Below are 22,086 nucleotides of genomic sequence, written 5' to 3'. Positions count from 1 at the left end.
GCAGATTCCCGTTAATGCCTACCTAGACATTCGAATGCAGTCGCAAAAGGGGACATTTTGCCCCTCCGGGCAGCCGCCTGCGACAATTGCGACCCATGTCGTAAAATTGCCAAGGAATGCCGTGGCCAGTATCCTTGTTTTTGACCAAGGCCGTCAGAAGGGGGTAAGCCACCGCAGCGGCCCCGAATCTGCCGAAACCATCCAGCAGGAACCCTGAGCGCATGAAGAAATATTCCGTTTTTGCAGTCGCGCGCGAGGCGATGCGTCATCACACCGGCTGGCAGCGCGCCTGGCGCGACGCGGAGCCCAAGCGGCGGTACGATGTTATCATCATCGGGGCAGGGGGCCACGGGCTCGCCACGGCGTACTACCTCGGCAAGAACTTCGGCATCACCAATGTCGCCATCCTCGAAAAGGGGTGGCTCGGCGGGGGCAACACCGGCCGGAACACGACGATCATCCGTTCCAACTATTTGCAAGACCCGTCGGCGGCGATCTACGAGAAATCGCGCAGCCTGTACGAGACGATGAGCCAGGATCTGAACTACAACGTGATGTTCAGCCCGCGCGGCGTCATCATGCTGGCCCAGACGGAGCACGAGGTGCGTGGCTACAAGCGCACCGCTCATGCCAACGCGCTTCAGGGCGTGAAGACCGAATTCATCAGCCCCGCGCGGGTCAAGGAACTGGTGCCGATCATCGATCTCGACGGGCCGCGCTACCCGGTGCTGGGCGGGCTCTGGCAGGAGCGTGGCGGCACCGCCCGGCACGACGCTGTCGCCTGGGGCTACGCGCGCGCCTGCTCTGACATGGGCATGGACGTGATCCAGAAGTGCGAAGTGACCGGCATCCGCCAGCAGAACGGCAAGGTCACGGGCGTCAGCACCACGCGCGGCGACATCGACTGCGACAAGCTCGGCATGGTCGTGGCGGGCCACTCGGGCCACCTCGCCGACATGGCCGGCTTCCGCCTGCCGATCGAATCCGTGGCACTGCAGGCGCTGGTGTCCGAGCCGATCAAACCCTGCATGGACGTGGTGGTCATGGCCAACACCGTGCACGGCTACATGAGCCAGTCCGACAAGGGAGAGATGGTGATCGGCGGTGGCACCGACGGATACAACAACTACACCCAACGCGGCAGTTTCCACCACATCGAGGAAACGGTGCGCGCCCTGATCGAAACCTTCCCGATGATCAGCCGGCTCAAGATGCTGCGGCAGTGGGGCGGGATCGTCGACGTCACCGGCGACCGGTCTCCGATCCTGTCGAAAACCCCGGTCGAGGGCATTTTCATCAACTGCGGCTGGGGCACCGGCGGGTTCAAGGCGATTCCGGGTTCCGGCTGGGCGATGGCCGAACTGATGGCAAAGGGCCGGTCACCCCTGACCGACGCCTTCGGTCTGAACCGCTTCACCGAGGGGCGGTTCATCGACGAATCCGTGGCCGCCGGGGTCGCCCACTGATGTCATGCCGCGTCTTGCCGACCGTGCCGTTCCTCCCGGCAGGCGAAGAGTCGCCGATGCGCCCCCGGACCCGGGTCGGGGCGGGGAACCAAAATGTCGCAACCTTCGTTAAGGCCTTGAAAAAAGTACACGAAGGAAAGTTCGACTCATGGCACAGCCTGAACACAATTCTACGGAACGCCACACAACGACCACCACGACGACCACGTCGGGCGGCAACAACATCGGTATCATCGTCGCGGCACTGGTTCTCGTCGTCGCGGTGCTTGCCTATTTCGTCTTTGGCGGCGGGATCGACGGCGGCACCGGCGTCACCGACGCGGGCGGCAATGATGTCAACGTCACTGTCGAAGGCTCCGACACGTCGGCACCGGCTGCCGATGCACCGGCAGCCGACAGCGGTACCGCAGCACCCGCTGACGGCGGTGGCGAAACGGCGCCTGCCGCAACCGAATAGACCGCATCCCACGCGCGTTTTCATGGCTGATGCCCTTCCGGGCATCGGCCTTTTCGCGTTTGTATCGACCCCTTCGGGCGCACACGCCCCCCATCTTCACGGGACATCGCCATGCTGACCATTCATTGCCCCAACTGCGGCGTGACCGCGGAAGAGACGGAATTTCACGCCCACGGCGAGGCGCATATCAAACGCTTCGGCCCCGGATCGACCGAGGCGGACTTCGAAAGCTATCTCTTCATGCGCAAGAACCCCAAGGGCGTGCATTTCGAACGCTGGCGGCACCAGTACGGCTGTGGCAAGTGGTTTCACGTGGCGCGCTGCACCATGACGCTCGAGGTGTTCGGCAGCTACAGTGCGCAGACCACCGAACCCCCGCAGGAGATCCTCGAGATCATCCGCGACCGTCGCCCCGATTTCGACAGCGACGCCGCATGACCATGACGGCCCCCCGCTTCTTTTTGCCCCTAAGTACTCCCGCCGGAGGCTCCCGCAGCTTCCCCCTGCACAAAGGTTCGCGTTCATGAGCACCAGACTGGCCACAGGCGGCCGCCTGCTGAACACCGCCAAACCCGTGAGCTTCACCTTCAACGGCAAGCAGCTGCGCGGCTACGAGGGCGATACGCTCGCCTCCGCGCTTCTGGCGAACGACCAGATGCTGATGGGCCGGTCCTTCAAGTATCACCGGCCCCGTGGCGTTGTCGCCGCCGGCCCCGAAGAGCCGAACGCCCTCGTGAACCTCGGGCGCGAAGGCCGGTTCGAGCCGAACCAGCGTGTCACCACAACGGAACTGTTCGAAGGCCTGGAAGCGACGAGCCAGAACCACTGGCCGAGCCTCGAATTCGACGTCGGCGCGATCAACGCGCGGCTGTCGCGCTTCCTGCCCGCCGGGTTCTACTACAAGATGTTCATGTATCCGCGCAGCTTCTGGAAACATGTCTACGAGCCCTTCATCCGCCAGTCCGCCGGTCTGGGCAAGGCGCCCAAGGCCCGCGATGCGGACACCTACGAACACTTCCACGCCTTCTGCGATGTGCTGGTGATCGGCGGGGGTGTGGCCGGGCTAGAGGCGGCCCGCACGGCGGGACGCAGCGGCGCGCGGGTGCTGCTGCTGGAGCAGACCAACCATTTCGGCGGACGCGCGCCGGTGGATGGTGGAACCGTTGACGGTGCGCCTGTGGACAAGTTCGTGGAGGAAATCCTCGCCGAATTGCGCGGCATGGAGAACGTCCAGCTTCGCCTGCGCACCATGGGGGCCGGCGTCTACGACCACGGCTATGTCCTCGGCTACGAGCAGCTGACCGACCATGCACCCGGCAAGCCCGGCCCGCGCCACCGCCTGTGGCGCATCCGGGCGGCACATGTGATCACGGCCACCGGGGCCATCGAACGGCCTCTCAGCTTTGCCGGGAACGACATTCCCGGCGTCATGCTGGCGGGTGCCGTGCGCGATTACCTCGTGAACTACGGCGTCTCCGTCGGGGACCGCACGGTGGTGGTCACCAACAACGACAATGCTTACCTTACGGCAATTGCGCTCAAACATGCAGGGCTCGACGTGCCCGCGATCATCGACGCGCGGGTGCTGCCGACGGACAGCGAACTGATGGCGCAGGCCCGCGCGCTGGGCATCCGCATCCTGATGAGCCACGCGATCTCCTCGGTCAAGGGCGGCAAGCGCGTGACCGGAGTCGCGATCTGCTCGCAGGCGGGCGAGGGCGCGGTGCTGGAAGAGATCGCCTGCGACGCGGTCGCCATGTCCGGCGGATGGTCGCCGGTGGTGCACCTGTGGTCCCACTGCGGCGGCAAGCTGCGCTGGGACAGCAAGCGGGCCTGCTTCAGCCCGGATGTGGATAATCCGCCGAAAGGTGCCGACGGGATCGGTTTCGTGACCACCGCCGGGGCCGCTTCGGGCATGTTCCCGCTGGACGACGTGCTGCACGACGCCCATGCGGCGGCCGACGGGGTGCTGACCACGCTGGGCTTCAAGACCCCGCGCGATATCGCCGCCCCCAATGCCGCACGACGCGAGGAAGCGCCGATGGCGCCGGTCTGGATGATGCCGCACGGTGCGGGCGCGAAGCTGCGCGAGAAAAGCTGGCTGGACTACCAGAACGACGTCAAGGTCTCCGACGTGCGGCTCGCCGCGCAGGAGGGTTTCGTCAGCGTCGAGCATGCCAAGCGCTATACGACCCTCGGCATGGCGACGGATCAGGGCAAGCTGAGCAACATCAACGGCCTTGCGACCCTTGCGGGCGCGCTCGATGCCGAGATACCGACCGTGGGCACCACGACGTTCCGCCCGCCGTATCATCCGATCTCGATGGGGGCCATCGGCGGCGAGGCGCGCGGCGCCACGTTCCAGCCGCTGCGCCGCACGCCGCTGCACGACTGGCACGACGCCAATGGCGCGGTCTGGGAGCCCGTCGGCCAGTGGCGCAGGCCCTATGCCTTCCGGCGCGGCAGCGAAAGCACCCATGACGCCGTGATGCGCGAAGTGAAGAACGTGCGCGATAACCTCGGCCTGCTCGACGCGTCGACGCTGGGCAAGATCATCGTCAAGGGGCCCGACGCGGGCCGTTTCCTCGACATGCTTTACACCAACATGATGTCGACGCTGAAACCCGGCAAATGCCGCTATGGCCTGATGTGCAACGAGAACGGTTTCCTGATCGACGATGGCGTGGTCGCCCGCATCGACGAGGACACCTGGCTGTGCCACACCACCACCGGCGGCGCCGAAAGCATCCATGCCCACATGGAGGAATGGCTGCAGACCGAATGGTGGGATTGGAATGTCTATGTCGCCAACGTGACAGAGCAGTACGCCCAGATCGCCGTGGTCGGCCCCAATGCCCGCACCGCGCTGGAGCGTCTGGGCGGCATGGACGTCAGCAAGGAAACCCTTGGCTTCATGGACTGGGCCGACGGCACCCTCGGTGGCTATCCCTGCCGGGTCTACCGCATCTCCTTCTCGGGCGAACTCAGCTACGAGATCGCGGTCGACGCCAGCCACGGGCAGGCCCTCTGGGATGCGCTGATGGTGGTGGGCGCCGATCTGGGCGTGATGCCCTACGGGACCGAGGCCTTGCACATCCTGCGGGCCGAAAAGGGCTTCATCATGATCGGGGACGAGACCGATGGCACCGTGATCCCGCAGGATCTGGGGCTGGATTGGGCGATTTCCAAGAAGAAGGAAGACTACCTCGGCAAACGCGCGCAGGCCCGCAGCCACATGACGGACCCGCAGCGCTGGAAGCTCGTGGGGCTGGAAACCACCGACGGCAGCACGTTGCCAGACGGCGCCTATGCCGTGGGCGAGGGCACCAACGACAACGGCCAGCGCAACACCGTGGGCCGCGTGACCTCCAGCTATCACTCGCCGAACCTCGACCGGGGCATCGCCATGGGTCTCGTTCTCCACGGTCCCGACCGCATGGGCGAGGTACTGACGTTCCCGGGGACGGACGGCAAGACATACGAGGCGCGGATCGTCGAACCGGTGTTCTACGACAAGGATGGGGAAAAGCAGAATGTCTGAACCAGTGAGCGCACTGCACCACGCCAGCGACGACAACGGGCTGGTCACCATCCGCGAAGTCGGCCCGCTGGGCATGATCACCCTGCGCGGCGACCTGTCGGACAAGGCGCTGGGCAAGGCCGTCGTGGTCGCGGGCGGCGTCAACCTGCCCGAACAGCGGCACTGCAACACCGAAGGGGAGCAGGGCATCGCGTGGATGTCGCCCGATGAACTGCTCATCATGTGCCCTTACGCCGAGGTGCCCGCAAGGCTGGGCGACCTGCAGGAGAAACTGGCCGGCCCTCATTTCCTGGCCGTCAATGTTTCCGACGCGCGGGCGGTTTTCGATATCTCGGGCGACCACGTGCGCGAGGTTATCGCCAAGCTGGCGCCGGTGGACATCCACCCGGATCAGTTCAGCGGCACCATGTTCCGTCGGACCCGGTTCGCACAGGTGCCTGCCGCCTTCTGGATGCCGGACGACCGCAGCGCTCGGATCGTGTGCTTCAGATCGGTGGCGCAATACATGTTCGACCTGTTGAAAATCGCGGCGCAGCCGGGGTCCGAGGTCCGTCACTACGGCTGAAGCCGCCACCGGCGCGGGCGCCCTTCCAGCCGGCTGGCGTCGCCCGTGCGCGGCGATTGATCGGTGCTCCGCCTTTCCGTGCCCGCAACACGTCACCCGCCGACGGATCGCCGTGATCCGCTGAACTCCGCCTGCGCCGGGGTGGCATGGGGTGTTATTCGGGCCTGCCGACCTTGACGAACCGCATTGGCGCGCTTCATGTAGCGTAGCGGAAATAACACTCAAGGAGGCCCCCGAAATGGCTTTTTCTCTCCCCGATCTTCCTTATGCCCACGACGCACTTGCATCCAAGGGCATGTCCAAGGAGACGCTGGAATACCACCACGACAAGCACCACAACGCCTATGTCACCAACGGCAACAAGGCGATCGAGGGCACGGAATGGGAAGGCAAATCCCTTGAGGAGATCATCAAGGGCACCTACGACGCCTCCGCCGTCGCCCAGAGCGGCATCTTCAACAACATCAGCCAGCTGTGGAACCACAACCAGTTCTGGGAAATGATGACCCCCGACAACAAGGGCATGCCCGGCGAGCTGGAAAAGGCGCTGAACGAGAACTTCGGTTCCGTCGACAAGTTCAAGGACGAGTTCAAGGCCGCCGGCGGCGGACAATTCGGCTCCGGCTGGGCATGGCTGGTCAAGGACACCGACGGCAGCCTCAAGGTCACCAAGACCGAGAACGGCGTGAACCCCGTCTGTTTCGGGCAGACCGCGCTGCTTGGTTGCGATGTGTGGGAACACTCCTACTACATCGACTTCCGCAACGCGCGCCCCGACTATCTGTCGAACTTCCTCGACAACCTTGTGGACTGGGAAAACGTCGCCTCGCGCATGTAAGCGCGACCGCGTTATTGCCAGACAAGTCAGTCCGTTACACCCCGCAGTTCATTCTGCGGGGTGTTTCGCGTTTGGAACCACGGCGGCCAATCGGGCGTTGGTCGGGCAACCACATGCAATTTTCAGGAGGCACGCCATGGCAGAGCGCAAAAGATCCAAGGACGGCAGCAGGGACACCGAGAAGATCATCGGTGAGGCCGCCGACATCAGCCAGCAGGGCCGCGCGGGCGGAAACCTCGAACGGGACGTCGGCACGCAGGACGAGAAAAAGCGCGCCACGGAAAAACCTGCAGGGGTGACGCGCGTCACCGGCGAGGACAAACGCAATCACGGAGAGGACGAATGACCAAGCTGACCAATGGCACTTGGGTGTTGATCGCGGACGGCGAAAAGGCCCTCTTCCGTAATGGGGCGGGCCTCTGTCAAGGGTATCGGGCAAGTCAAGAACTCCGGCGAAGAACTCATTCTTCACCGGTTGTAAGACACAGATTCAAAAGCCTACTTTTTCTTTTTCACTGCAACCGCACGTCAGTACTTAAGGGTACCCCCTGTCCGGGCTTCGCTCTTCCGTCCGTAGTCAGCCATCGGCCGCCACTCTATGCCTGGTTCAATTCTGCTCCCTGGGTGCCCATCTTTCCCGCGTATTCAGCGCTAGCTGATAACCAGCGGGCCTGCGGCATCTCCAGGAACCTCGTCCCGGCAAGGGACCTCGACGTACCTGTAGTCAGGTGCAGCTCATACCTCCGTCTCGAAAAGCCTTGGAACGTCTCGCTCAGGCTATTGCGCCGGAGCTCTGCGTGTAGCGAAACGGCGTTCCGTCGATCCACATGCGGTGCAATACAACTCCAATTCGTCGAGCGAGAGCAATCAGGGCTCTCTTCGATCCGCGCCTGTGTGCCACTCTACGTCCCCAGGCCTGGAGCCAGTTCGGAGCGCCTCGATGCATCAGGATCATCGCCGCCTGATACAGAGCCGTGCGTAGGCCGCGATCGCCGGTTTTGGTGATCTGTCCGACGATATCCATTTCCCCCGATTGAGTGCGCCTCGGCGTCAAACCCGCCCACGGACCGACGTCTTTCGATCGCGCGAAGCGGGTCGGGTCATCGATCGCGGATCTTACGGTCAGAGCAACGATTGGGCCGACACCCGGCATCGTCGTCATCAGGCGGCATACATCGTCGTGCTTTGCCAACCCAGTGATCATCGTGTCCAACGCCGCCAGCTCGGCCCGCAATTGCTCCCGTGCACGCAGAAGCGTCGACGCCGAGGCGGACAGGATTTTGTTCTCGGCAACCAGTTCTCTCACCCGGTCATCGTATCTGATTCGGGTGACGTGTCCGAGCTTCAGGCCAAAGTTCCTGAGAACACCTCTCATTGAGAGTTCGATGTTGATGATCGCCTGCTGAAGAGACTTTCGCGCCGTCAGCAGAGCGCGGATTTCCTGGGAGGACACAGATTTGCGGTGCACCGGCCGGTACCAACCCATTTGCAATAATCGAGCAATCCCCTGGGCATCGCGCCTGTCGGTCTTGATCGGCATTGCTTTCAAGGCGGCTTTTACCAACCGCGTTTCCATCAGGATCACGTCAAATCCGGCGTCTTCGATCCCTTTGCTCAGCCATTGGGAAAGCGGTCCGGCTTCAAGCCCGATGGCATCAATCGTGTACGGCAGCGAGCCGATTGCAAGCACCAAGGCTTCAGGCTCGCTGGCCGCTTGGAATTCTTTAACAACTTTACCCTGCGGTCCCAGCACACAAATCGCAGTGCTTGCCAGTGAAACGTCCAATCCGATAAATACATTCATGTCGTTGCCCTTCTATTCTCAGGAATTGAGGCGCATGGAGACATACGACCTCGTAGACGCGCTGCAGGCGCATCAAGGGCAACGGCACTTCAAGTCATCCTGACAGACAAGCGAAACGTGTTCGATTCGCCGACAGCCCCATTACGGCATCTTTCTCGTCAACCAGACGGACGGCGAAGATCCTTACCTCGAGGTTTTCCGGGAAGAGGAGCAGGAGAACCCGCCCAACCGGGATCAGGCCGCGAACCGTCGCGGTCGGTTCAACGACGGCCCCAGCGTTCACCGGTCAGCCGTGCAGGACACGGACTGGCACCAGTTGGCAAAGGAACGGTTCGCGTCGGACCTGGCCGACATCCTGTACCGGAGGGCCCACAGGGGGGAATTCGACCGGCTCGTCGTGGTCGCACCGCCCCAGATCCTCGGGGAGTTGCGCAGCGAGGTCCACAAGGAAGTCGCGGACAAGATCGTGGCCGAAATCCCGAAGACCCTGACCAACCATCCCATCGACGAGATCGAGAAACTTGTCGCAGGTGAAATGGCCGCCTGATCAAGGTCTTGAAGAACTTTGCTGAAGCGTCGCGCGAAGCGGCGCTTCAGCTTTGCAGGGCCGCCAGACCCTCAAGCGCTGCGGCGGCATCTGGAACGGGGGTCACGTACCCCAGCAAGGTTTCCTCGGCAAAGCCTTGCGCGATCACGTGCTTGATAAGCTGCATGAAGGGTTCCCAGTAGTCACCTGTGTTCACAAGGAAAACGGGCTTCTGATGCAGCCCCAGCTGGCGCCAAGTCAGGACTTCGAACAATTCGTCCAGCGATCCCGCGCCGCCGGGCAGCACGACCACGGCATCGCAGTTCATGAACATCACCTTCTTGCGTTCGTGCATCGTCTCGGTCACGACATAGCTGGTTAGGTCGGTTTTGCCGACCTCCCAGGCGACCAGATGCTGCGGGATGACGCCAAAGGTCTCTCCACCCGCTTGCTGGGCCGCGCGTGCCACGCTGCCCATGAGCCCAACGTCACCCGCGCCATAGACCAGCCTCAGCCCCGCATCGGCCAGACCCTTCCCCAATGCCGCTGCCTCGCGGATGTAGGCAGGATCGACACCGGGGCGCGACCCGCAGTACACGCAGACGGAATTCAGGGGCTTCTGCGTCATCTGCGCACCTCTTTCCTTGAAAAATCGGGGCCACCGGCGGTGGCGTTTTGACCCGTGTTATCCCGGCTGATAGAAAGGCTCAACCTTGGGGAAGGATGGTTTGCATGAAGAAGTTCTTGGCCGGTGCCGGCGGCAGGGCGGGTGCGCTGACAGGTCTCGCCGCCGTTGCCGTGGCGCTTTTGGCGGTTGCCCTGTTCCAGAACCGCGCAACGACGGTGCCCGAAGGGTCCGACACGCGCGCAAGCCTGGTGCCGCAGTCAACAGCATCGGACCCGGCCGAGCCTGCACCAGAGGCGGAAACCACCGCCGCCGACAAGCCCGCACAGGATGTGGAAGAACCCGCGCAGGGTGACGCGGAAACCGCTGCCGCGGTGCAGACCCAGACCCCTGAAAGCGCCTCCGAACCGTCCGATAGTGCCCCCGAGACGTCCGAAAGCGCGTCCGCTGCGGCCGAGGACGCGCAGACTGGCGGCGACGAGACAGCCCCGGCCTTCGACGAGGTGCGCAGGGAGGCGGAGGGCATGACCGTGATCGCCGGTCGCGCGGCGCCGGGGACCGAGGTCGAGATCCTTCGGAACGGGTCCGCGGTCGCGACCGCCCGCGCCGATGCCAGCGGCAAGTTCGCGACGCTCGCCATGATCCCGCCCGACGGCAACGGCCACGTGCTCAGCCTCTCGCAGAAGGGGTCCGATGGAACCGAAACCGCATCGCGGGACAGCATCATCCTCGCGCCCACCGCGCCTGCGCCGACAGAGGTGGCGCGCGCCGATGCCGACGATGCCGACGATGCGCCTTCCGGGGCCGAGGCGTCGGGGCAGGCGGCGGCAGGCGCGCAGACCGGAACCGTCACCGTGGCCGAAGCGTCAGAGGCGCAGGATACCGTACCCCCCGCCGCGGAAAGTCAGACAGGCGATACCGCCGCCGACCCGCAAGGCAACGGCGCGGCGTCCGTCGCCACGGATACCGTTACCGCCGAGGCCGGCACGTCGCCTTCCCAACCATCCGGCGACAGCGCCCTTGCCGGGCCGGTGACGACGGCCGACGCCGCACCCGAAACCGCCCCGGAAGAGGCAACCTCGGCGTCGACCGTCCCAGCCCCGACCGACACCGATCCGTCTGGCACGGACCTTGCGCAGGGAACGGCCGCGCCCGAAGAGGGCGCCACCGATGCCGCCGATGCCGCCGACGCCACCCAGACCGCTGCCGCCGTGTCCGCCGGGGCCGGGACAACGCAAGGGCCGGAGACCGACCCGCAAGCGGCCAGCGATGCGCCCCCGCAGGTCGCGACCCGTGCGGGAGAGGCTCTGGCCTCTGCGCAGGTCACCCCGCAGCCCGAAGCACAGGACGTGGTGGCAACCCCGCCCGCGCCGGTTGCCGGGACCGACATCACCCGCCCGGCCCCCCCGGCCGAGCCAGCCTCCGCCGTCGCCGTGCTCAAGGCGACGGACGACGGGGTCGAACTGCTGAACGCCCCGCGCCCCGAAGCCCTTCAATCGGTCGCGCTGGACACGATCAGCTATTCGGACACGGGCGATGTGCAACTCGCCGGCCGTGCGCGCAGCGACACGCGGGTGGTGCGCGTGTATCTCGACAACCGCTCCATCGTCAGCCTTCCGGTGGACGACCAAGGGCGTTGGCGCGGCGATCTGCCGAACGTGGATGCCGGCGTCTATACGCTGAGGGTGGACGAGGTCGGGCGCGACGGATCGGTGTCAAGCCGCGTCGAGACCCCGTTCAAGCGCGAATCCGTCGCCACGCTCGAAGCGGCCTCGGCCGGGCAGAACGGCCCGATCAAGGCGATCACCGTGCAGAAGGGCAACACACTGTGGGGCATCGCCCGCGACCGCTACGGCGACGGGCTGCTCTACGTGCGGGTGTTCGAGGCCAATTCGGATTCCATCCGCGATCCCGACCTGATCTATCCGGGGCAGGTGTTCGACCTTCCGGAGTGACCGCGGCGCGGATCACGGGAAAAGCCGGCCCCGCGTTCCTGAAATCTCCGGTTGCTGTGGCAACCCATGCCCGACCGGCTTATGTAGGGTCGCAAGCATTCAGGAAGCTCCATGTCCGCAAATACCGCCAGCCCCGCCGATCGGGATGACGCCCCCCCAAAGAAGCCACTGACCGACGAACAGCTGGCCGAACAGGCCGAACGCCAGTCCGCCATGCGGGTTCTGCGCAGGGTCGCGCCCTACCTCTGGCCCCGGGACATGCCATGGGTCAAGCGTCGGGTGGTCTGGGCGATGGTCGCGCTCGTCGCGTCCAAGCTGGTGTCGGTCGCCACGCCGCTGTTCTACAAGGATGCCGTCGACGCGCTGGCGGGAGAGGGCACGCCGATGCTGGCCCTTGGCGCGGTGGCGCTGACGCTGGCCTACGGCATGGCGCGCCTGATGAACGTGGGCTTTCAGCAGCTGCGCGACGCGGTATTCGCCCGCGTGGGCCAACGCGCGCTGCGCATGCTGGCGCTGGAAACCTTCCAGCACATTCACAAGCTGTCCCTGCGCTATCACATCACCCGCAAGACCGGTGGCCTGAGCCGGATCATCGAACGCGGGGTCAAGGGCGTGGACTTCCTGCTGCGGTTCCTGCTGTTCTCCATCGGGCCGCTGATCCTCGAACTGCTGCTGATCGCGATCATCCTGACAGCGCTTTTCGACATCTGGTACACGGTCGTCGTGGCGGTCACGATCGCGCTGTATGTCTGGTTCACGTTCGCGGTCACCGAATGGCGCGTAAAGCTGCGGCGCCAGATGAACGACAGCGACACGGATGCGAACCAAAAAGCCATCGACAGCCTTTTGAACTATGAAACGGTCAAATACTTCGGGGCGGAGGCCCGCGAGGCTGCGCGCTACGATCACGCCATGGCGGGCTACGAGGAAGCGGCGATCAAGACGAACTACTCGCTGGCGTTCCTGAACTTCGGGCAGGCGCTGATCATCACGGCCGGACTTGTGGGCGTGATGGTCATGGCGGCCATCGGGGTACAGAACGGCACCCTCACGGTGGGCGATTTCGTGATGGTCAACGCCTACATGATCCAGATCACCGTGCCGCTCAACTTTCTGGGCACCGTCTACCGCGAGATCCGGCAGGCGCTGGTGGACATGGGCCAGATGTTCGGCCTGCTCGAACAGCCGGCCGAGATCACGGACAAGCCGGACGCGCCCGACCTCCGGATCACCGGCGGGCGCGTGACGCTGGAAAATGTCCGCTTCGGCTATGATCCCGACCGGCTGATCCTCAACGGCATCAGTCTCGAGGCGCGACCGGGCGAGACACTGGCCATCGTGGGCTCCACCGGGTCGGGAAAGTCGACGATCGGGCGTCTGCTGTTCCGGTTCTACGACGTGCAGGGCGGCGCGCTGCGGATCGACGGGCAGGACATCCGCGACATCACCCAGGACAGCCTGCACCGGGCCATCGGCGTGGTGCCGCAGGACACGGTGCTGTTCAACGACACGATCCGCTACAACATCGCCTACGGTCGCGATGCGGCGACACAGGACGAGATCGAGGCCGCCGCCCGCGCCGCGCAGATCCACGACTTCATCCTGTCCCTGCCGCAGGGCTACGAGACGGCGGTGGGCGAGCGCGGGCTCAAGCTGTCCGGCGGCGAGAAACAGCGCGTCGGCATCGCCCGGACGCTGCTCAAGGATCCGCCGATCCTGCTGCTGGACGAGGCGACCAGTGCGCTCGACAGCGATACCGAACACGAGATCCAGGACGCGCTGCGCCGCGCGGGGCAGGGGCGCACCGTGCTGACCATCGCACACCGCCTGTCCACGGTGGCCGAAGCGGACCGGATCATCGTGCTGGAGAAAGGCGAGATCGTCGAGCAGGGCAGTCACGAGACGCTCCTCGCCCGGCAGGGGCGCTACGCCCAGCTCTGGCAGCGGCAGCAGTCGGAAGAGGACTGATGCCGCGCAAGGAGTATCCGCACACGCCGGATGGCCGCTATTTCGTGTCGAAGGCGCGGCTGTGGCGCTGCACCGACCCGGCGCTGTCCGACACCGAACGCCGCGCCGCGGTCAAGGCGCTGATGCAGGCACGCCGCGCCGTGGGTCAGGCCGAAAGCGAGGCCCAGACTGCCGAGGCCCGTGCGGCCGTGGATGCCGCCAAGCGCAGGCTGGGCGAACGCGGCCCGGTATGATGGGACGACGGCAGCCCCGACGAAGGCGGCAAGCACCCGAAGAATTCCAGCTACGCCGCGTGGTGGCACGACCTGTCCGAAGCGGCCCGCGCCGCGGGAACCGGCGGAGGCCGGTCGTAACTACTCCTCGGCGGTGGCCTTGCCGGTCAGCTGCGCCAGCGCGTCGGTCATCTTCTGCAGGTACGCGGCATCCTCGGGCAGGCCATGTGCCAGCGCCAGCGCGGCGGGATCGTGGTAGGTGACATGCACCACCCCTTCGGAATCCGCAAAGGCAAGCACCCGCATCGGAAGGTCGAGGCCGGCCGTCTGGCCATCCTGCATCGCCGGGGTTCCCAGCGCCGGGTTGCCGAAGATCAGCAGTTCGGTGGGGCGCAGTTCCATGTCCGCGTCTGCCGCGCCGGCGGCATGATCGACGCGGGCAAAGACTGTGGCCCCTGCCTCCTGCACCGCTGCCTCCAGCCGGTCCATCGTCACGTGCACCGCGTGGGGGCTGAGCGTGTCGATCATCTGGGCAGCGGCGGGCAGCGCAAGCACGGCCAGCGCGATCGGGGCGGCAAGGAAGGAACGGATCATGGCGGTCTCCTGTCTGTGGGCCTGACCAGAGGATAGCCCGGCCACGCCCCGAAGCGAGGGTCCGATGCGCGCCCTTGCCGATTTCCGCCGGGACGGCGCTTCGGGCCGCTCTACTCCGCCGCCGACAGGCGCGGGGGCACCACCGCGATCGGCGCGCTCACGTCGTCCCAGATGATTTCCTGCAACTTGGTGCGGCGGGCATCCCGGGCGAGCGCCCAGTCCTGCGCGGCGCGGCTGGCCCGTCCCAGCGACATCCGCGCCAGAAGCCGGGCGAACCAGCGGACGTAGGTCGTGGCCCAGACCCGGATCGCCAGCATCGACGGCGTCACCAGAAGCGTCAGGACCGTCGCGATCCCCAGCCCGAAGACCACCGCCGTCGCCAGCTGTTTCCACCACAGCGCGGTAGGGCTGTCGATGGTATAGCCGCCCGCCGCGAAGTCGAGACTGAGGCCGAACATCATCGGTGCAAGCCCCGCCATCGTGGTGATCGTTGTCAGCAGCACCGGACGGATGCGCGCCTGCGCGGTGCGGATGATCGCCTCGATCCGGGGCATGTAGCGTTCGAATTCTTGGTAGGTGTCGATCAGGATGATGTTGTTGTTCACCACGATCCCCGCCAGCGCCACGATGCCCGTCCCGGTCATGATGATGCTGAAGGTCTGGTCCATCACCAGCATCCCGATCAGCACGCCCGTGGTGGACAGCACCACCGCGAGCAGCACCAGCACCGAGTTGTAGAAGCTGTTGAACTGCGCCAGCAGGATGATGAACATCAGCCCGAGCGCCGCGGTGAAGGCCGAGGAAAGGAAGGCCTCGCTTTCGGCCTGCTCTTCCTGGTCGCCGGTCCATTCCGTGCTGATGCTGTCGGGCAGGGGGTCGGTGTCGAGCCACTTGGTGATCTCGGCGATCCGTTCGTTGGCGTTGATCGGCACGAGCCGGAAGTCGCCGCTGGCCAGGTTCGCCTGCAGGTCCTTGCCCGCGGCCGCCTCGGTCCGGTCGATCACGACGTATCCTGTACCGTCCAGTGCCGTCACCTCCGGCGCGGTGCCCGCCGGGGCAGCCTCTAGGGTCGCCATGGTGGTTCCGCTTGTGGTGTCGCCCTCGACGATCTTCATCAGGCCGGGGGCCACGTCCGCCTTCACGTCGAGATAGCGTTTCTGGTCGATCCTGTTGATCTCGGCCAGTTTCGGCACCGGGGTCCGGGTGATAAAGTTGGACAGCGGCACCAGCCCGTCGGTCGTGCGGACCTTGAGCGTATCGAGCGTGGACAGAACGCGGTCCTGCTCGGGCAGGCGCACGCGGATCTCGATCTCCTCGTCGGAACTGTCCACCCGCATGGTGTCCAGCAGCAGGCCACGCGTGACCAGTTGCACCATCGCGCCCACGGTGACCACGTCGGCGCCGTAGCGTCCGGCCTTTTCCACGTCGACATCGATCCGCCAGTCGATGCCGGGCAGGGGGCGCGTGTCCTCGATCAGGGTCAGGCCGGGGGTCCGCTCGTACTGGGCCCGCACGGATTCGGTAGCGGCGACAAGATCGGTGTAGCTGTCGGACTTGAGCCGCAGGTGCACCGGTTTGCCCGACGCGGGGCCGCGCGACTGCGCAAGGATCTCGGTCTGGATCCCGGGGATCTGTTGCAGCCGCTCGGTCAGATCGTCGATGATGACATCGCCGTCATAGGCGGGATCCTGGGTGTGGCGGGTGACGGTCGCCCCCAGAAACGGAATGGTGAACCAGGGCTCCACCGTCTCGGGGCGGTCCTCCCACGGGATGGTTTCAAGCTGGATCTGCCCGATGCTGTCCTTGGGCGCCTGCGCGCCGCCGGTGTTGCTGTCGAGCCCGCCTTCCCCAGCAAAGGCAAAGGCGGTCTGCACGCCGGGATTCTCCAGCACGACCTTTTCGGCCCGTTCCAGCAGCGCATCCTTTTCCTCCAGCGACAGGTTGCCGCGCGCGAGGACATACACGATGGCCTGTTCCGGTTCGGACTCCACGAAGAATTCCACACCCTTGGAATTGTTGGTGAAGTAGATCAGCACCGTGCCCACGAAGACAAACACGGCCCCCGCCATCACCAGCGGCATCAGCGGGTTGCCGGCGATGAACGCCATCAGGTAGCCAAAGCCGTTGCGGCGATAGCCGGCGTGGATCCGATCGGGTTCGCGGCGGAACATGCGCGTGGCCAGCCAGCGGCCCGCACGGCCCAGCCGCGTCATCAGCGCGAAAAGGCTGATGAGCGCCAGCAGAAAGCCGCCCAGGGCCAGCGCGCCGACCGCCGCCGCCACCACCACCAGCGCAAAGACCGTCGCGAAGGTGATGACAACCGAAAGGATGGAAAGGGAATCCATGGCCTCGAACGCGGACGTCATCCACTGGAACAGCAGGCCGGGCTGGCCCGGTTCCGGAGGCCCCAGCAGCAGCGCCGCGGGCACGAAGAGGATCGCAGCGCCGACGAACAGAAGAAGGTGCAGCAGCAACGGCAGGCCGGCCACCGCCCGCATCCGGCGGGCCATCCAGACTTCGAGCCGCCCGGTCACGCCGCCCATCACGGGCAGGTAGATCAGCGCCACCAGCAGCGACGCCGACAGCACGAAGATGAGCGTTACCGGCAGCATGCCCATGAACTCCCCCGCGATGCCGGGCCAGAACAGCATCGGCAGGAACGCGCAGAGCGTTGTCGCGGTCGAGGAGATCACCGGCCAGAACATGCGCTTGGCGGCTTCCACGTAGGCGCGCATCGGGCCCTCGCCCTCCTGCTGGCGCTTGTCGGCGTATTCGACCACCACGATGGCGCCGTCCACGAGCATCCCCACCGCCAGGATCAGCCCGAACATCACGATGTTCGAGATCGAGATCCCCATCAGTGCGAGGAACGCAAAGCACAGCAGAAAGGACGTGGGGATGGCGAAACCCACCAGCAGGGCCGCGCGGATCCCGAGCGCGGCCAGAACCACGATCATCACCAGCGCCACGGCGGTGAACACGCTGCCCAGAAGCTGCTGGACCATGCTGTCCACGATCCGGCTCTGGTCGTTCGATGTCCCCACCGTGACAGCCGCGCGCAGTTCGTCCGGCCAGTCGGCGGCGCGTTGCGCGACGATCTCCTTGACCTGCGCGGCGGTGTCGATCAGGTTGTAGCCCTTGCGCTTGACCACCTGCAGCGCAAGCGTCTTTTCCCCGTTGAACCGCGCCGTGCCCTTGCGATCCTCGAAGGTCAGGTTGATCTGTGCCAGGTCGCCCAGCGTGACGACCCGGTCCCCGTTGGTCTTGACCGGCAGGCTGTAGATGTCGGACGGATCGTCGAACGACGACGGGATCTTGACCGAGAAGGTGCCCTGATCGGTCTCGATCTCGCCCGCCGCGATCAGCTGGTTGTTGTTCTGCACGACGTTGATCAGCTCGCCCGCGGTCACGTTGTAGGCTTCCAGCCGGAGCGGGTCGATCAGCACTTCGAGCATCTCGTCCCGGTCGCCCGCCAGCCCGGCTTCCAGCACCGCGTCCAGCCCTTCGAGATCCTCCTGCAGATCGCGGGCCACGCGGGCCATGGTGCGTTCTGGCACCGGCCCGGTCAGGTTGACGATGATGATGGGAAATTCCGAGAAGTTGATCTCGTTGATGGTGTAGGTTTCCGCCCCTTCCGGGAAATCCGCCTGCGCCGTGCCCATGGCATCCCGGACATCGGCCATGATCTTGGTCTTGTCCCAGCCGAATTCAAACTCCAGCGCCACGCCGGCATAGTTCTCGGCGGCGGTGCCGGTCATGGTCTTCAACCCGTCGAGATCCGCCAGCTCGGTTTCCATCGGCTTGACCAGCAGCGTCTCGCTGTCCGCCGCCGAGATGCCGGGGAACTGCACCGATACGAAAAGCGCCGGCACCTCGATGTCGGGCTCGCCTTCCTTGGGCAGGGTCGAATAGGCATAGCCGCCGACAACAAGGCTCAGCAGGATGAAGGCCAGGACCATCCTGGCCCGCCCGGCGGCCCAGTCGACGATGCCGCTCATTGGGTGACCTCCTCGTAGGTCGGATCGACCGTGACGCCTTCGGTCACGTATTCCTGACCCACCACGATCACGTTGGCGGTCTCAGGCAGGCCGGTCACCCAGACGCCGTTTGCGGCATCGCGCATGATGCTCACCGGGACAAAGGACACCACGTCGTCCGCGTCCACCGTCCGCACGCCGAGGGCGCCTTCGTCGTTCAGGGTCATCGCGCTTTGCGGGATCAGGTGCGCCTGCACGCCGGCCGACGCGATGGCGATCTCGGCGGTCTGGCCATCGCGGATCTCCAGATCGGGGTTCGGCACCTCGATCTCGACCCGGAAGGTCCGGGTCTGCGGATCGGCGGAACGCGACAGGAAGATCACTTCGCCCGTCACCTGGTTGCCGCCCGCGGCCAGCCGTGCCCCGGCCCGGGCGCCGAGGCTCACGCGGTTCACTTCGGTTTCAGGCACGAAGCCCACCAGCTTGATCGGATCGAGCTGGATGATGGTCGCGCACAGCCCGCCGGGTTGCAGCAGGCTTCCCAGTTCGGCCGTGTCGCTCTCCAGCAGGCCCTCGAAGGGGGCGAGGATGGTCAGGCGCTCGATCTCCTTCTCGGCGCTGGCGACGGCGGCGGTTGCCGCCTCGATGCCGGATTGCGCGGCGCTGAGGCCCGCGGTGGCGGATGTGACCGCCGCCCGCGCCGTGGCCACCGCCGCGTCCGACGAGGCCACGCGCGTCTGCGACGCAAAGCCGTCCTCGCTCAGCCGCGAGGCGGCGTTCTGGTTGATCTGGGCCTCCTCCAGCTGCGCACGGGCCTGTTCGACCCGCGCCTCGGCCTCGGGAACGCGGCTTTCCGCCTCGCTCAGGCGGGCACGCGCCTCCTGCAGGGCCGCGCCCCGCGTGCCGGGATCAAGTTCGCACAAAGGATCGCCTTCCGACACCTTGGCCCCCTTGCGCAACGGGGCCGAGGCGACCACGGCGGAGGTCTCGGCCCGCACGTCGACCTGCCGGATCGCTTCGGTCTGGCCGCGCAACACGACCGCGCTGTCCACCTGCTGGGCATCGAATCGCCTGACGCTGACCTTCACCCGGCGGATTTCCTGCGCGGGTGCCGCCGAGTCGGCGGGCGTTTCGGTCTCTTCCGATGCGGCAGAGGCGGCCGGGGCAGGGGGTTCATCCATGCCTACCAGCGCCATGAGCTGGGGACGGGCGAGAATGGACAGGGCAAGGATCGCAGTCACGGCGACTGCAGCAAGGATGGAGAAAAAACGCATCACGCGGCCTCTTGCTTGGAGCGGAAGGCCGGAGACCGGCCAACCGCGTTTTGCGCTATTTAATACTTTCAAAGTGAACTGACTAGTTTAGTTATGTCATTTTTGCCGGTTTTCTGGTGGTAATTGCCCGAAATGCCGCTTTTGAGGCAGTCCGCTAGCCCTTGGCTTGGTCCCTTGTGCGCGTTAAGAGGTGAAAAACCCGGGATCAGAGGCAGCCGCATGAGCGACACAGACAGCTTTATCGACGAAGTCAACGAAGAGGTGCGCCGCGACCGGCTGTACCACTTGTTGCGCCGCTATGGCTGGATCGCGGCCCTGGCCATCGTGCTGGTCGTGGCGGGGGCGGCCTGGAACGAGTACCGCAAGGCCCAGGCGCGGGCGGAGGCCGAGGCACTGGGCGATGCCATGCTGGCGGCCCTGTCCACCGATGACGCGGCCCAACGCGCCGAACAGCTTTCCGCCGTGTCGCCCCAGTCACCGGACGCTGGTGCGGTGCTGCGCCTGCTGACGGCCGCCGAACAGGTCGAGGCCGGCGAGACCGCCGCCGCCGCCGACACGCTTGAGACGGTCGCGACCGATGGCGAGGTGCCCCAGATCTACCGCCAGCTCGCGAACTTCAAGGCGCTGACCCTGCCGGACACCGACATGTCGGTGGAGGACCGCCGCCAGGCGTTCGAGGCGATGGCACAGCCGGGCAACCCGCTGCGCCTGCTGGCCAGCGAACAGCTTGCGCTGCTGGACATCGAACAGGATCAGCCGGACGCCGCTATCGCGCGCTACCAGTCGATTTTGCAGGACGCCGAAATCACCTCGGACTTGCAACAGCGCGCCCTACAGGTGATTGTGGCGCTGGGTGGAGAACCCGAGCTGGATGTCGACGCGGTCGCGGCGGATGGCGCGGTCGGCGGGCAGCAGGTCGGAAACTGATCAGAACCGGCAAACCGGTTTGAGGCGAGGGCACGAAGATGGGCAGAACCATGATCCAAGATCGAAACCGCGGCACGGCCCTGATGCTGGGCGGTGCCGTGACGGCGCTGCTGCTGCTGACCGCCTGCGCCGAAGAGGAAATCTATCTGCCGGGCAAGCGTGAGCCGGTCCGGTCCATCCTGCAGGATCCCGAACTCGCCGCCCCCCTCGACGGCGAGGAAGACACCGTCAACACCAGCCGTCCGATCGCGCTCGGCGCTGCGACGAACAACGCCTCGTGGACCCACAGCATCGGTACGGCGCAGTACCGCACGACGCATCCCGCGCTGCGCGGCACGCTGCAGCCCGTGTGGTCGGTGGACATCGGCGCGGGCGACAGCCGCAAGCAGCGGATCACCGCCGACCCCGTCGTCGCGGGCGGGCGTGTCTTCACGCTCGACGCCGACGCGCATGTGACCGCGACCTCCACCTCGGGCCAGACGCTCTGGACCCGCGACCTCACGCCCGTCAACGACCGCTCGGGGCAGGGCACCGGCGGCGGTCTCGCCGTGGACGGCGACACGCTTTATGTCTCCGTCGGCTACGGCGTGCTGGCGGCGCTCGACGTGACCACCGGCGGCGAACGCTGGTCGCAAAAGCTCGAGGCTTCCGGCTCCGGCACGCCCACGATCTACGGTGACCTTGTCTATGTCACGTCGGGGGACGACACCGGCTGGGCGCTCGACAAGAGCAACGGCCGCATCGAATGGCAGGTGGGCGGCAGCAGCAGCGTGAACAACGTGCTGGGCGCCCCGGCCCCCGCCGTCACCGACCAGTTCGTCATCTTCGCCTACGGTACGGGCGAGGTTCAGGGCGTGTTCCGCCGGGGCGGCCTGCCGCGCTGGAACGCCTCCGTCGTCGGCAAACGGCCGGGCCGGGCGCTGTCCTCCGTCTCAGACGTGACATCGGCCCCCGTGGTGTCGGGCGGCACGGTCTACGTCGGCAATCACTCCGGGCGTCTTGCCGCGCTCGACGCCGAAAGCGGCCAGCGCAGGTGGACCGCGCGGGACGGCGCCATCGGGCCGGTCTGGCCCATCGGGGATTCGGTATTCGCGATCACCGACCTCAACGAACTCGTACGGCTCGACGCCGCCGATGGCCGCCGGGTCTGGGGCATCCCCTTGCCCAACTTCGTCAAGGAAAAGCCGCTGCGCCAGTCCGAGGTCGTGGCCCACCATGGCCCCGTCGTCGCGGGGGGCGGGTAATCATCGCCTCCAACGACGGCCTGCTGCGCAACTTCGATCCGACCGATGGCCGCCTCGTCGGGACGGTCGAAATTCCCGGCGGGGCGACAACCGCTCCCGTGGTCGCCGGTGGC

The 22,086-nt window shown here is 65.8% G+C and carries 18 protein-coding genes; 13 read left to right on the top strand and 5 right to left on the bottom strand.

Translation table 11 applies throughout. The features are described 5' to 3' along the window. Positions 1–221 precede the first annotated feature (221 nt). From BOO69_RS11675 to BOO69_RS11645, 7 genes are all read left to right on the top strand, one after another. Positions 222–1,466 carry a sarcosine oxidase subunit beta family protein gene (locus tag BOO69_RS11675; RefSeq protein WP_071972323.1) on the top strand — a complete coding sequence of 415 codons (1,245 nt, stop codon included), beginning with the start codon at positions 222–224 and terminating at the stop codon, positions 1,464–1,466. Positions 1,467–1,614: 148 nt separating this feature from the next. Further along, the gene (locus BOO69_RS11670; RefSeq protein ID WP_071972322.1) at positions 1,615–1,923 is read left to right on the top strand and encodes a hypothetical protein; all 309 of its coding nucleotides are present in this window, start codon (positions 1,615–1,617) and stop codon (positions 1,921–1,923) included. Positions 1,924–2,034: 111 nt separating this feature from the next. Further along, a complete protein-coding gene (locus BOO69_RS11665; RefSeq protein ID WP_071972321.1) occupies positions 2,035–2,361 on the top strand; it encodes a sarcosine oxidase subunit delta in 327 nt (108 codons plus the stop codon). Positions 2,362–2,446: 85 nt separating this feature from the next. After that, a complete protein-coding gene (locus tag BOO69_RS11660) occupies positions 2,447–5,464 on the top strand; it encodes a sarcosine oxidase subunit alpha family protein (RefSeq protein WP_071972320.1) in 3,018 nt (1,005 codons plus the stop codon). Further along, entirely contained in the window at positions 5,457–6,029 is a 573-nt protein-coding gene (locus tag BOO69_RS11655; protein WP_071972319.1) for a sarcosine oxidase subunit gamma, read from the top strand. Before BOO69_RS11660 ends, BOO69_RS11655 begins: the two co-directional genes overlap by 8 nt. A 238-nt stretch (positions 6,030–6,267) precedes the next feature. After that, entirely contained in the window at positions 6,268–6,867 is a 600-nt protein-coding gene (locus tag BOO69_RS11650; RefSeq protein WP_071972318.1) for a superoxide dismutase, read from the top strand. A gap of 136 nt (positions 6,868–7,003) precedes the next feature. Then, a complete protein-coding gene (locus BOO69_RS11645) occupies positions 7,004–7,213 on the top strand; it encodes a hypothetical protein (protein WP_071972317.1) in 210 nt (69 codons plus the stop codon). A 426-nt stretch (positions 7,214–7,639) separates the two neighbouring features. On the opposite strand, the gene BOO69_RS11640 is transcribed toward BOO69_RS11645, so the two are convergent. Then, positions 7,640–8,671, bottom strand: coding sequence for an IS110 family RNA-guided transposase (locus BOO69_RS11640; protein WP_071972316.1), 1,032 nt, complete (start codon positions 8,669–8,671; stop codon positions 7,640–7,642). A gap of 124 nt (positions 8,672–8,795) precedes the next feature. Here BOO69_RS11640 and BOO69_RS11635 point away from each other — a divergent pair, with 124 nt between their 5' ends. After that, positions 8,796–9,218, top strand: coding sequence for a host attachment family protein (locus BOO69_RS11635; RefSeq protein ID WP_071972315.1), 423 nt, complete (start codon positions 8,796–8,798; stop codon positions 9,216–9,218). A gap of 46 nt (positions 9,219–9,264) precedes the next feature. Here BOO69_RS11635 and BOO69_RS11630 read toward each other — a convergent pair whose 3' ends face one another. Next, on the bottom strand, positions 9,265–9,825 hold the full coding sequence (locus BOO69_RS11630) for an LOG family protein (RefSeq protein WP_071972314.1): 561 nt from the start codon (positions 9,823–9,825) through the stop codon (positions 9,265–9,267). A 104-nt stretch (positions 9,826–9,929) separates the two neighbouring features. Here BOO69_RS11630 and BOO69_RS11625 point away from each other — a divergent pair, with 104 nt between their 5' ends. The 3 genes from BOO69_RS11625 (at position 9,930) to BOO69_RS11615 (ending at position 13,978) form a co-directional block, all read left to right on the top strand. Beyond that, positions 9,930–11,777: a LysM peptidoglycan-binding domain-containing protein gene (locus tag BOO69_RS11625; protein WP_071972313.1), complete on the top strand. Its 1,848-nt coding sequence runs from the start codon at positions 9,930–9,932 to the stop codon at positions 11,775–11,777. 111 nt (positions 11,778–11,888) lie between these two features. Next, the gene (locus BOO69_RS11620; protein WP_083545508.1) at positions 11,889–13,745 is read left to right on the top strand and encodes an ABCB family ABC transporter ATP-binding protein/permease; all 1,857 of its coding nucleotides are present in this window, start codon (positions 11,889–11,891) and stop codon (positions 13,743–13,745) included. Beyond that, positions 13,745–13,978 carry a hypothetical protein gene (locus BOO69_RS11615; protein ID WP_237267446.1) on the top strand — a complete coding sequence of 78 codons (234 nt, stop codon included), beginning with the start codon at positions 13,745–13,747 and terminating at the stop codon, positions 13,976–13,978. The genes BOO69_RS11620 and BOO69_RS11615 overlap by 1 nt, the downstream gene beginning before the upstream one ends. Positions 13,979–14,098: 120 nt before the next feature. Here the strand turns inward: BOO69_RS11615 and BOO69_RS11610 are convergent, their stop codons facing one another. The 3 genes from BOO69_RS11610 to BOO69_RS11600 form a co-directional block, all read right to left on the bottom strand. After that, entirely contained in the window at positions 14,099–14,551 is a 453-nt protein-coding gene (locus BOO69_RS11610) for a DUF302 domain-containing protein (RefSeq protein ID WP_071972312.1), read from the bottom strand. A 110-nt stretch (positions 14,552–14,661) separates the two neighbouring features. Next, positions 14,662–18,549 carry an efflux RND transporter permease subunit gene (locus BOO69_RS11605; protein WP_071972311.1) on the bottom strand — a complete coding sequence of 1,296 codons (3,888 nt, stop codon included), beginning with the start codon at positions 18,547–18,549 and terminating at the stop codon, positions 14,662–14,664. Then, complete coding sequence (locus BOO69_RS11600) at positions 18,546–19,802, bottom strand: efflux RND transporter periplasmic adaptor subunit (protein ID WP_071972310.1); 1,257 nt, start codon at positions 19,800–19,802, stop codon at positions 18,546–18,548. The genes BOO69_RS11605 and BOO69_RS11600 overlap by 4 nt, the downstream gene beginning before the upstream one ends. 219 nt (positions 19,803–20,021) lie before the next feature. Between BOO69_RS11600 and BOO69_RS11595 the strand changes: the two genes are divergently transcribed. Beyond that, on the top strand, positions 20,022–20,729 hold the full coding sequence (locus tag BOO69_RS11595; RefSeq protein WP_071972309.1) for a tetratricopeptide repeat protein: 708 nt from the start codon (positions 20,022–20,024) through the stop codon (positions 20,727–20,729). Positions 20,730–20,779: 50 nt separating this feature from the next. Further along, positions 20,780–21,973: a PQQ-binding-like beta-propeller repeat protein gene (locus BOO69_RS11590; RefSeq protein ID WP_418361291.1), complete on the top strand. Its 1,194-nt coding sequence runs from the start codon at positions 20,780–20,782 to the stop codon at positions 21,971–21,973. The last annotated feature ends 113 nt before the right edge of the window (positions 21,974–22,086 follow it).

This window comes from Sulfitobacter alexandrii (assembly GCF_001886735.1).
GTDB lineage: Bacteria > Pseudomonadota > Alphaproteobacteria > Rhodobacterales > Rhodobacteraceae > Sulfitobacter > Sulfitobacter alexandrii.
The sequence above is the reverse complement of the archived record's forward strand: the minus strand, read 5'-3'. Positions and strand labels throughout refer to the sequence as shown.